This is a genomic window from Dolichospermum heterosporum TAC447 (assembly GCF_024584745.1).
Taxonomy (GTDB): domain Bacteria; phylum Cyanobacteriota; class Cyanobacteriia; order Cyanobacteriales; family Nostocaceae; genus Dolichospermum; species Dolichospermum heterosporum.
The window spans coordinates 3,340,398-3,351,987 of the sequence record NZ_CP099464.1 but is presented as its reverse complement, the minus strand read 5'-3'; the positions used below and the strand labels follow the sequence as shown (position 1 = coordinate 3,351,987).

The 11,590-nt window shown below is 39.3% G+C and carries 9 protein-coding genes; 5 read left to right on the top strand and 4 right to left on the bottom strand.

Annotation, left to right across the window (positions count from 1 at the left end):
* The first annotated feature begins 227 nt into the window (after positions 1 to 227).
* Positions 228 to 419 (top strand): CbtB domain-containing protein, encoded by a 192-nt coding sequence (locus NG743_RS15075; protein WP_071992818.1) that lies wholly within the window; start codon positions 228 to 230, stop codon positions 417 to 419.
* 317 nt (positions 420 to 736) lie between these two features.
* Positions 737 to 1,903: a hypothetical protein gene (locus NG743_RS15070; protein WP_193962343.1), complete on the top strand. Its 1,167-nt coding sequence runs from the start codon at positions 737 to 739 to the stop codon at positions 1,901 to 1,903.
* Between the two features lie 521 nt (positions 1,904 to 2,424).
* Here NG743_RS15070 and NG743_RS15065 read toward each other — a convergent pair.
* The gene (locus tag NG743_RS15065; protein ID WP_027403544.1) at positions 2,425 to 4,752 is read right to left on the bottom strand and encodes a putative PEP-binding protein; all 2,328 of its coding nucleotides are present in this window, start codon (positions 4,750 to 4,752) and stop codon (positions 2,425 to 2,427) included.
* A 128-nt stretch (positions 4,753 to 4,880) separates the two neighbouring features.
* Here NG743_RS15065 and NG743_RS15060 point away from each other — a divergent pair, with 128 nt between their 5' ends.
* The 3 genes from NG743_RS15060 (at position 4,881) to NG743_RS15050 (ending at position 6,365) form a co-directional block, all read left to right on the top strand.
* Positions 4,881 to 5,339, top strand: coding sequence for an MgtC/SapB family protein (locus NG743_RS15060; RefSeq protein WP_027403543.1), 459 nt, complete (start codon positions 4,881 to 4,883; stop codon positions 5,337 to 5,339).
* A 403-nt stretch (positions 5,340 to 5,742) separates the two neighbouring features.
* Positions 5,743 to 5,979, top strand: a complete 237-nt coding sequence (locus NG743_RS15055) for a type II toxin-antitoxin system Phd/YefM family antitoxin (protein ID WP_027403542.1) — start codon at positions 5,743 to 5,745, stop codon at positions 5,977 to 5,979.
* Positions 5,979 to 6,365, top strand: a complete 387-nt coding sequence (locus NG743_RS15050) for a type II toxin-antitoxin system VapC family toxin (RefSeq protein ID WP_027403541.1) — start codon at positions 5,979 to 5,981, stop codon at positions 6,363 to 6,365. The genes NG743_RS15055 and NG743_RS15050 overlap by 1 nt, the downstream gene beginning before the upstream one ends.
* 146 nt (positions 6,366 to 6,511) lie before the next feature.
* Here NG743_RS15050 and recF read toward each other — a convergent pair whose 3' ends face one another.
* From recF to NG743_RS15035, 3 genes are all read right to left on the bottom strand, one after another.
* Positions 6,512 to 7,627 carry a DNA replication/repair protein RecF gene (gene recF, locus NG743_RS15045; RefSeq protein ID WP_027403540.1) on the bottom strand — a complete coding sequence of 372 codons (1,116 nt, stop codon included), beginning with the start codon at positions 7,625 to 7,627 and terminating at the stop codon, positions 6,512 to 6,514.
* A 394-nt stretch (positions 7,628 to 8,021) separates the two neighbouring features.
* Complete coding sequence (locus tag NG743_RS15040; protein ID WP_027403539.1) at positions 8,022 to 8,456, bottom strand: hypothetical protein; 435 nt, start codon at positions 8,454 to 8,456, stop codon at positions 8,022 to 8,024.
* 181 nt (positions 8,457 to 8,637) lie between these two features.
* Positions 8,638 to 11,508 carry a cation-translocating P-type ATPase gene (locus NG743_RS15035; RefSeq protein ID WP_027403538.1) on the bottom strand — a complete coding sequence of 957 codons (2,871 nt, stop codon included), beginning with the start codon at positions 11,506 to 11,508 and terminating at the stop codon, positions 8,638 to 8,640.
* Positions 11,509 to 11,590: the final 82 nt, after the last annotated feature.

Here is an 11,590-nt window from a genome sequence, read left to right as displayed (position 1 = left end):
ATGATTTTCAGGATTTAGATCCCCGACTTCTCTAAGAAGTCGGGGATCTTGCTATAGTAATTTTCAGAAGTATTCCTGATATATTGGTTGATTTACCGTTGACTAGAGAACAGATGATGCTTGCAGCCTAGTAAATGGAATAAGGTGCTAGGATTTTGACAATAGCTGCTGATGTTAACAATATCTTTTTGTCACCAAGTAGCGCAACTATTTATAGGAGTTCACAAATGACTGCTTTTTCTCGGACTTCAGTATTACAAAAAACTGCGGGCATTACCCTTTCTAAGCCTGTACAGGTAAGTCTTTACATGATGTTATCTTCTTTGCTGATTTGGACTGTGTTTTTCTCTACCTATCCACCAGCGCATAACACAGCACACTCAGCGCGTCACCATGCTTTGGGCGTTGCTTGTCATTAAACTATCATAAAGTTTTAAACGTATTGGGCGATTAGAAATCACTTCTACACAAACAAAGTCCACCTAAGGAAAAATTAAGGGTTCATCCTGTGTAGCTGCGATTTACAATCGCCCAGATAAATAATAAGTTAGACTCAAATTCATTTGCTAAATCTAAAATATTCGGCGTTGCTGATTAAGAGGATGATTTTATTATGCCTACGGCACGCTACGCGAACACGCAGAGGCGCTCCAGTCGCAGAGAGTAAGAGTTTCATTTTTTAATTTTTTAATTTCATACCTCAGTTCAGCAACGCCCAGTTAAATTATAATTTCCTATGAGAAAATATCGTCTGTTTGCTGTTGTTAGTTCTGCTTGTATTTGTTTATCAATTTTATATTCTTTGGTGGGAGTTTCTCAAACGTCCCAATCTCAAGTTTTACTTTCGACAAATCCACCTTTAGAAAAAATTCTGCCTTTTGAAGCTGGTACAGATAGGAAACAATCTCCGGTGACTTTCAAATTACAAGCTGTTGATGCTGGCGGAAAGCTGTTAACAAATGCCTTAATTAAATTGCAGATTTCCACACCTCCCCGGAATCCTTTATTAACTACAGATTTTCCAATTGTTGAGGGAACAGAATTATTAGAACTGGAGGCGGCTGCACCTAATGGTAAATTAGAATTTCAGCAAATTTTACCAATTCGCGGTAATTATCAAATTCAAGTCAATGTTTCTCCTTTGGTTGCAAATGCTTTTGCTAGTTATCAGCAAACTTTGAATTTGAATGTGAGAGAAAATCCTCTTAAATATAAATATTTTGTGGTGATTGCAGCGATTTTATTATCATTAGGATTGTTAGGCGGTTGGGTAATTGGTGGACAAGAGGAAATCAAAGAGGGGGAAATTGCTCCCCAGTCTGTCCGGTTGTTGTTAAGTGCATTAACTGTAGTGGCAATTGTGACGCTATTATTTATTAATATCACGGCAGAAGTTGCGGAAGCTCACGGTGATGCACATGATCATAAAAATGAGAAAATTGCCCCATCAATTAGCCAATCTCAGGGCATGGAAGTGAGGATTACAGGGGATAAACTGGCGACTGTGGGAACTTTGGCAAATTTAGCGGTTGAGGTCAAGGATAGCACTACAGGGGCAGCTATTAAGGATGTCGGATTGCGAGTAAAGGCGATCGCATTAGAAGATAATTTAACGGTGTTTGCTTATCAGGGATTTCCTAATTCAGAAGGGAAGTTAATATGGCAAGAACAATTTTTTGATGGTTCACCTCATAAGGTAGAGGTAGAAGCTATTTCTTTACCTGAATCTCAACGTCAATTTCCAGCGGTGAAGGTAGCGCAATCTGTGGAAGTTGAGGGAATTGCACCACCAATGTATATTCGGTTGATTGGGTTATTTTACTTTACGGCTATTGTGGGTATGGGAATGGCGATTGGGTTGTTAATTCAGCATAGAAAAGAATTGCCAGTTAGGGGAAATTAAGTAGATAAATAAAAAGTTGAATTTATAGTTAAATTTAACTATAGTGATTATCTGTTGAGTGAAATACAATAACCCCACCCCCAGGGGAAACGCGTCTAAATTATCTTGACAAAATACTATATTAGTGCATCAATATGGAAAAATATGTCATTTCATTCAAAATCTGATAAATTCCTTTATTAGTATCCTAAAAATTTAATAAATTTGTAACCGTTCACAGGGGGTGAGAATTTATTAAAAAACCTGAAAGCTTTGTCTGTTGGGTTTTTCAGGCAACTTGACATATTAACGAATGGTTCTTAAATTGGCTAGAAAACGATTAGCAAACCGATATAGAGATTTTGCGAATTTCAAATGACCTAAAAAAATCAAATCTATAACGTTTTTCATGCTGTTTTCGTGGAATCTCATATAGAGTGTTTTTTGTACCCCCCGTGAACGGTTACTTCCCGAATAGGTGGTTCGCCCCCATTTATTGAGCGGATACGTTTTTTCTGTTCTTGATGAGCAATTAAAAAAATTTACAAATTTTCCAGTTGCTTCCTTGCTGCTGCTAAAATTAATCTTTGTTCAGCACGAGCGATCGCTTGATAAGTCCTTTCCACTGCTTCCGGTTCTACAGAAATAGAACTAATCCCCCATTCTATTAATTTATCAATCATTTCTGGATAAAGCACCGGAGCTTGACCACAGATAGAACAGGAAATACCCCCAGCTTGAGACATTTTAATTAATTGAGATATTGCACCCATCACTGCTGGATGACTTTCATCAAGATATTTCGAGCCTATTCCTGGTTTTCCCTGTTCTCGATCTATTCCTAACAATAATTGTGTTAAATCATTTGTGCCAATGGAAATACCCATCACACCAGCTTTAATATATTCAGGTAATAGAAATAATACACTAGGAACTTCTGCCATCATCCATAATTGAAACTGGGATATTTGCATTAGCCCAGCTTGCTCAACCTTGTGACGACAAAATACAAATTCTTCAACACTGCGGACAAAAGGTAATAGCAAATTAATATTTCTATAGCCAGATGCTTGAACTATCGCTAAAGCTTGTAATTCTAATTCAAAAACAGCCGGATTTTGTATATAGCTGAAAATACCCCGATCGCTGATAATTGATGACTTTGATAATGGGGGATCTGTACTCAATGATGGCAAATCATGAGGTAGCCAATCTAAAGACCGATAAAAAATCGGTCTGGGTGAAAAAGCACGGGCAAACTGCATAATTTGCTTAGATAATAACTCTAATAATTCCGCTTTTCTTCCGGCTTTCAACCATTCTTGAGGATGTTTTTTCTCCAGAATATTTAACATCATTAATTCTGAACGCAATAATCCCACCCCATCCACAGGTAAACTTTTTACTTGTTTAATTAATCGTTCTTGACTCAAATTTATGAGTAACTTAGTCGCAATTATGGGTAAATTTATTGGCTGGTAACTGACAATTTTTTCCTCTTTAATTAATCCTTCTATCTCCTCGCTAGGAAAATTTTCCTCATCTCCGGTGAGCCGATATACTTCTCCCTTATCACCATCTATTAATAATTTTTCACCTGCTTGTAAAATAGTTGTTGCACCAGTGGCATTCACCACCGCAGGAATACCCAACTCTCTGGCTAAAATCGCCCCATGACTAGTTAATCCCCCTTGTTCTGTAATAATCCCCGCAACGCCTTGTAGTAAGGGCAAACAATCAGGAGTAATCATTGGGGCGATGAGAATTACGCCTTGAGGAACTTGGATTGCTTTTTGTGATGAATTAAAAATATGGGCATTAGCAATAATTCTCCCTCTGGCTGCCCCAACGCCTTGAATAAATTGCACACTCTTGTTTACAGATTGGGGAACAGTAACTTCTGTAATATAGAGTTTTGTGGCTAAAGATTCTTTGGCAACTGTCCATTTCATAGTTAAAGTTGCACCTAATTCACTGACTATTTGATTGCCTACAGTAATTAATTCTTGCAAGAATTCTTCTGGCAAAGCATATTCTTGTTGTTGAGATTCTTCTAAAATATAAGCTAATAAAAAATCAGTATCTAATGTTGGTTGCAGTTGTTCATCTGTAAAAGCATTACCATGATTAAGACGATACGCCAACATCTTATTACCCAATTGTCTTTCTATGACTGCACCGGTTTTTGGTTCTATGTAGTAAACATCTGGTAATACTTCACCGTTGGTAATTGCTAGTCCTAAACCCCAAGTAGCTTCAATATCCCATGCCGATGATTTAGTATTGATTACACCAGAAGCGATCGCATTGTCAACTGGTTGCACTAACACCCCTAAATTAATGCTAGGCAAACTAATCCCCGCACTGTGCCAATATAGTAAACTTCTCGCCCGGAATAACTGACTCCAAAGCAGCTTTAAAGCTTCACCTATTTCCTCTTCTTCACAAGGACAAAATACTGGTTCTAATAACCCAGATACATTTTTCATTTCTTGGTTATTTGATATTGCCAAACTGGGACGCAAAATTAAACTGCTTCTTTGCCATTGTCTGGCTGCTTGAAAAATTGTCCTCACCCAATGAGGTGGCACAGTCGCTGAGATAATTTCCTGACGTAAGCGTCCGGCTACCTGTTGCAGTTGTCGCCAATTATGTACATCTAAATGTAGAGAAGAATAGGGTAAATCAGCAATTAACGACTCTGAACTATTGAGAGTTTCCAGGAATTGCCGTAAAACATCCGCTTCTACCACAAAACCAGGCAGAACAGGATAGCCCTGCTGTTTAATCTTACTTAAATAAAACGCCTGAACGCCAACCTTGGGGCGGTCTTGTAGTTTAATTTGGTCAAGCCAATAGAGTTTATCCACTCAATTTATTAAATAATATTTATTACATACTTTTTGTTACTATATTACCAATTAGTATGGACAATACACCCATATTTTATGACTAATTTCACAAATTTCCCTATCAAACTATTTACCACCAACAGAACTTGATTAACCCTTACTATATTGCCAGTAGTGACTGGCTAAACACCGGTCTTCGTCTGTGTTTCGCCTTGTTTATTGGGGCTATAATTGGCTTAGAACGACAACTAAAAAATAAACCGGCTGGTTTAAGAACCCATATGTTAGTCAGTTTAGGTTCATCTGTATTTACTCTGATTGCTATCCAAACAGGTGGGACACAACTTAGTGCTGATGCTATTAGTCGTGTAGTTCAAGGTATCGCTGCTGGAGTGGGGTTTTTAGGCGCTGGGGAGATTTTGCGTCAATCTTCCCGATCATCAAAATCTCCAGAAGTTCACGGATTAACTTCTGCTGCTGCAATTTGGGTATCCGCTGCTTTGGGAATTGCGGCTGGGTGTGGTTTATGGCAATTAGGATTAATGGGCGCTGTTCTAACTGTAATCATTCTACACATTTTTAAAAGACTAGAAAAATTTAATTAAGTAGGTGAACAGAAAAATTTATATGACATTAATTGCCTTTTTCACCCAGATTAGGACGGCTGATAATTAACAATTGTACCCCACCATCAGCTGTACTAATAGCCAATACAGGAGATTTACTTCACATATCCAAAATCATCTTGAAGCTACCCTGACGCGCTATGTTTTTTTGTTATGGTTTTGGACGTTAATTAAAATCTAAGAACAGTATTTTTTCTCTAAAGCATATTTAAACGGTGACTCAATTTAATTTATCTTTTACTTAATAAAATACGCCGTACTGATTATTACTATCTTCTATGGTTTTTTCGGTTTATATCAGTTTTAAAATAGCTTGTTTAAGTTGTTCTGAATTATTATTTTCATCTTATAATTAGATTTTAATCTCTTTGTTTTTTTGTCTATGAAGAATGCAACAGTTCAAGAAGCAAGGGCATATCTTCTCGAATTAATAGATTCAGTGTTAGAGGGTGAAGATGTGGTCATTAGTCGAGAGGGTAAACCATTGGTGCGTTTGATCCGCTATGAAGCGGAACCTGAGCCACGGACTCCTGGGGCTTGGGAAGGGCGCGTTTGGATGGCTGATGATTTTGATGATGAGTCAGAGGAGATTAACGCTATGTTTTATGGAAAAGGTTAATGGGGTTTTTATTAGATACCCATGTTTTATTGTGGTGGTTAGCAAATGACCCAAAGTTGTCGGCAGATGTGCGAGAAATTATTAGAAATCCAGTCAATGATAGTTTTGTTAGCGCAGCAACAATATGGGAAATAGCGATTAAAACTTCGTTAGGAAAGTTGAAGCAACCCGATGATTTGTTGGCGGTGCTTCGGGATAATCGGTTTGAAGTTTTGGATATTTCGGCGGAGCATTGTTTAAATGTGGGTAGTTTGCCTTGGCATCATAAAGACCCGTTTGATAGGATGTTAATTTCTCAAGCTTTGGTGGAAGGTTTAACAATAATTACGGTAGACCAAAAGTTTAAATTTTATGATGTGCCATTATTTTCTGACGATTTCGGGTAGTTGAAAATCTCCAATGTTTGCAAAGTGTTTTTCTATTATAATAATAATTTCTATTTAGCTTCAAAAAATTCTGGGGACTAAGGGGGTATAGCCTTAGGGCGGTTGGGGTGTATTTATTGAGATTAGGAATTGCTATAAAATTGGTATTAGTTGTCAATTTTTCCCGCACTTACAGATAGAATCTGGGAAGATTTCAACCATTGAGAATCAAAAGCACCTAAATGAGTAGTAGTAATCAAGGTTTGAAATCGGTCTTGAATAGCATCAAGTAATTGACCTTGACGAGATGGATCTAATTCGGCTAAAACATCATCTAATAATAACAAAGGTGGTTCATTAATCACTTCCTCAATTAATTGTAATTCGGCTAATTTCAAAGCTAAAACTAATGTTCTTTGTTGACCTTGAGAACCATATTGACGGGCAGGAGTTTGATTAATAATTAATTCTATTTCATCGCGGTGGGGTCCGACTAACGTTATCCCTCGATGTGATTCTGCAACTGCTCTTTGTTGAAGTTTAGCAAAAAAGGCTGCTTGTAATTCTTGAGGAGAGGTTTTTTCCAGGGGAATATTAGAAGCATAATTGATTTGCAGAATTTCGGATGCTCCACTAATACTAGCGTGCCATGCAGAAGCTATAGGAGCTAATCGTTGAATAGCTCTATTTCTTCTCATAATCACCTTTGTACCAGCAGTTACTAATTGTGCATCCCAGATAGCTAGTTCTGATTGTAGAGATTTTTCTGGTGTATTTAGATAAAGTTTTAAAAAAGCATTGCGCTGGCGTAAAACTTGGTGATATTGGTGCAAAATGTGAGCATAAACTGGTTCTAATTGAATTAAGAGTGTATCTAGCCAGTTGCGACGAATTTCAGGACTACCACGCACCAATTCTAAATCCAAACTAGAAAACTCTACTGCATTGAGAACACCGAGAAAGTCCATTTGTCTGGGGACTATTTGCCCATTTATGGCGACGGTGCGACGCGCTTGACGACGGAAGGTGAGAGTTAAATCGCTATGGCTATGAATCCGGTCTAGGGTGGCATGAATTTGGGCTGTAGATTCACCTTCCTTAATTAAATCACGATCGCGTGCCATCCGGTGCGATCGCAATGTTGCCAATAACTCCACAGCCTCTAACAAGTTCGATTTTCCTTGAGCATTATTACCTACCAAAATTGTTTTAGCAGCAGTAAATTCAACTTTTTGGTTTTGGTAATTCCGAAATTGTTTGAGGTGTAAAGTTTTTAAGTACATAATGGCTAAGGATTCAAAATCCCTGACTTCTAAGTAATTGGACAAAAATATTTACAGTCATTGCGAGCGAAGGGAAGCAATCACAACCCTTGCGATTGCTTCATTTCACTTTGTTCCCTATGGCTAACGCCACGCTGCGCTAACGCAATGACATTGTGTAATTAATTCTGTCTCACTACTTATAATAAGTTATCTTTGAGAAGAGAAACCTATTGGGAGCATCCCAATTTTGCAGAAATAAGCTGGCGATTAGAAATCACGGATATACAACCCACATTCCGCGTAGGCGGACTAGGGAAATTTAAAACCCACGCAGGTGGGTTTTGCTTGTGTAGCCGTGACTTCCAGTCGCCGGGATTCTTTTGGGGATTTTGTGGGAGATGAGAAAATTTTTTTAAGATCCTGTCACCAAACTTACTTGGTACTTTTTAGAATCGCTTTTCATACATATAAAGTCATTTAATGGGTCGTATGTATCAAAATTCCTAAGATTTTCCTCTTTGTTTATATCATTCTCCAAATATGCTAAGGCTAATGTGGAAGTAACATAAATATTTCCATGTTGTTTGAAGGCTTGGACTAATTCAGATTCGGGAGGATAGTCTTTTAATAAATGTTCAGCGAGATATCCTGTGACAATTAGGCCTTTCAAACCCGTTTCTTTATAACCCTGTTTAGCTATCATCAACGATATAGTATCACCATCGAGATGAGATAAATTATCGTAATCTTCAAAAAATGGGCAAAAAACTTTCATGAGATTTTTGACAGGATTTTTAACTTTCCCGTAGTTGGGATCTTGCTGTTTTCTGCGTTTGGATTCACCCATGATATCTATCTCCTAATTAATTCTAGAATTGTCCCTGCACCCAAAGGGTTTTCTTATCTCGTCGAAGTTGATTTTTAGATACATATTGATGACTAATTGGTAATAAATATCAGAATCAGGATAAAAAATACAAAGATAATGAAATGAAATCCTGTAAATCCTGATTCTGACAATTTACCAATTAAACACTTTTTTTGCCCATTAAGCGGAAGAATATCTTCTCACCTTCAATCCAGACAAACATTAAAGCACTAAAACCGATACAAATTGCTAATTCTTCTAAACTCAGTGCATGAGTACCAAAGAAACTTTGCAGGGGTGGAACATAAATTAACATCAATTGCAAAATCGTGGTGACAATGACTGACCCCAAGACAAAGGGATTAGAAAAGGGATTCATTTCGATGGTAAGTCTATTATTAGAACGAATGGCGATCGCATGACCCATTTGTGCTAGACATAATGAAGTAAATACCATTGTCTTCCAAGTATCTTCATGTCCTTGATACCCGGCTGCATGAGAATGATGGTAAGCCCATTCCATGAGGATAATTGTAATCACAGCGAAGACAATCCCAATGCGAATCATGTAAGAACCTAAACCCCTAGCAAAAATACTTTCACGGGGACTAAAGGGAGGACGTTCCATCACATCAGGTTCAGGGGGTTCTACAGCTAATGCTAAAGCTGGTAAACCGTCTGTTACCAAATTCATCCAGAGAATTTGCAAAGGACTCAAAGGAACGCCTCCTAATCCCAACAATGGCGCAGCCGCAATGGTGAGAACTTCCCCAATATTACTACCCAAAATGTATTTAATAAAGCGGCGAATATTGGTATAAACAACTCTACCTTCCTTCGTGGCAGCAACTATGGTGGCGAAGTTGTCATCTAGGAGGATCATATCGCTGGCTTCTTTGCTCACATCTGTGCCTGTGATGCCCATAGCAATGCCTATATCGGCTTGTTTGAGGGCGGGAGCATCATTCACCCCATCGCCTGTCATCGCCACAAATCGCCCGCGACGTTGCAAAGCTTGGACAATTCTTAATTTGTGTTCAGGGGAGACTCTCGCGTAAATACTCACTAGGTCAACCTGTTCCTCTAATTCCTGGTCACTGAGAAGTTGTAATTCCTTACCAGTGAGGACTCTATCACCCTCTTGGGCAATTCCCAAATCAATAGCGATCGCCTGAGCAGTTAATTGATGGTCGCCAGTAATCATAATCGGACGGATTCCCGCGTGGCGACATTCTTGCACAGCCGCCCTCACTTCTGGACGAGGCGCGTCTAGCATTCCCACCAACCCCAACCAGACCAAATCTACCTCAGATGTATCATGAGAACCATCTGGGGGAACTTCAGCTAAAGGTTTATAAGCAAAACCTAACACCCGCAAACCTTTACCCGCCATTTGGTCATTAGCTACCAAAATTTGGCTGCGGTGTTCGTCACTAATAGGAATCGAGTGATTACCTAAATGGATTTTTGTACACCTTTCCAAAGTTAATTCTGGTGAACCCTTGGTAAACATTAAGTATTTTTCAGATTCCACAAAACCAGCAATGGCTGGGTCAATAGCGGTTAAAGAAGTATCACCAGTGGCTACAGCTTCTAGTTGACAAATCACACTCATGCGCTTCCGTTCAGAAGAAAAGGGAAATTCGGAAACACGAGGTAATTTACTACTCCATTGGTCTTGTTCAATTCCGGCTTTTCCTGCCAAGGTAACTAAAGCCCCTTCAGTGGGGTCGCCTAAAATTGCCCATACTCCTTGTTGTTGTTGCAAAACAGCATCATTACAAACAGCACAGGGAACAAGCAAGGCGGAAATTTCCGGGACTTCATCTAAACTGGCTTTTTCACCATTTAATTGAAAATCGCCAATGGGGGTGTAACCTTCTCCAGTGACGCGAAAGGTGGAATTATTGGTGTACACCGACTGTACCACCATTTTATTTTGAGTTAGAGTTCCGGTTTTATCAGAACAAATAGTAGTTACAGAACCCAGAGTTTCTACGGCTGGGAGTTTGCGAATTAAAGCGTGATGCTTGACCATACGCTGAGTTCCCAAAGCCAGAGTCACGGTGATTACCGCAGGTAAACCTTCAGGAACTACCGCCACCGCCATACTTAAAGAAACTTCCACTAATTCTTGTAAATTCTTCCAACCTATTCCTTTAGTTAGATCATGAATAAGTCCACCACCAACTACTATAGCTACAAGAATTAGAGAACCACTGACGAGAACATTACCCAATTGGGTCATGCGTTGCTGTAAAGGCGTAGGTTCTCCGTCCACAGACTGCAACATAGCGGCAATTTTGCCTAGTTCTGTTCGCATTCCGGTGTGAGTTACCAGTACCTTTGCCCGACCTTGGACAACTTCCGTACCTTGAAAAACTGAATTGAGGCGATCGCCTAATGGTGCATCTTCTGGTAGTGTAAGTATGGCTTGCTTATTGACAGCTTCGGCTTCACCTGTAAGAGCCGATTCTCGCACTTGCAAATTAGACTGTTCTATTAAGCGACCATCCGCAGCTATTTGTACACCCGCTTCCAGCAGCATCACATCCCCCGGTACTAGCTCCTTAGCCGCCACATCCCCCAGTTTACCGTCACGCAGGACTCGCACTGAGGGAGAAGACAGTTTTTTCAAGGCTGCTAGAGCTTTTTCGGCCCTGCTTTCTTGCACATAGCCCAAAATACCATTGAGGATAACTATAGCCATAATGGCAATTGTGTCTTTAAATGGCACTTCACCGGGTTTTAATGTCCCCCCAGTCAAAGCCACTAAATCCAAAAAGCCAGAAATAAGAGCAACGGCAATCAGCATCAATAACATGATATTGGTAAACTGATCTAGCAGAATTTGCCAAGGACTACGACCTCCATTTTCTTCGAGTTCATTGAGTCCATACTTCTGACGACGCTGTTCAACTTCTTGGGAGGTTAAGCCGCTGTTTGCGTCACTATCAAGCATTTCTAAGGCTTTTTCAACTTCCAAACCATGCCAGAGGTGGGTAGATTCAGGTAAAGAATGAGCAGACATCGTGTAGGTTACAGGAAATGGTTACAAAATCCGATCATAATTTAGTGATGTCCAAAAATGTGGAATTGGTCATTGGTCATTA

Bases quoted from the DNA above. Each gene is read 5' to 3' on its own strand.
- NG743_RS15075 (WP_071992818.1), top strand. From the start codon at position 228: ATGACTGCTTTTTCTCGGACTTCAGTATTACAAAAAACTGCGGGCATT.
- NG743_RS15070 (WP_193962343.1), top strand. From the start codon at position 737: ATGAGAAAATATCGTCTGTTTGCTGTTGTTAGTTCTGCTTGTATTTGT.
- NG743_RS15055 (WP_027403542.1), top strand. From the start codon at position 5,743: ATGAAGAATGCAACAGTTCAAGAAGCAAGGGCATATCTTCTCGAATTA.
- NG743_RS15050 (WP_027403541.1), top strand. From the start codon at position 5,979: ATGGGGTTTTTATTAGATACCCATGTTTTATTGTGGTGGTTAGCAAAT.
- recF (WP_027403540.1), bottom strand. From the start codon at position 7,627: ATGTACTTAAAAACTTTACACCTCAAACAATTTCGGAATTACCAAAAC.
- NG743_RS15040 (WP_027403539.1), bottom strand. From the start codon at position 8,456: ATGGGTGAATCCAAACGCAGAAAACAGCAAGATCCCAACTACGGGAAA.
- NG743_RS15035 (WP_027403538.1), bottom strand. From the start codon at position 11,508: ATGTCTGCTCATTCTTTACCTGAATCTACCCACCTCTGGCATGGTTTG.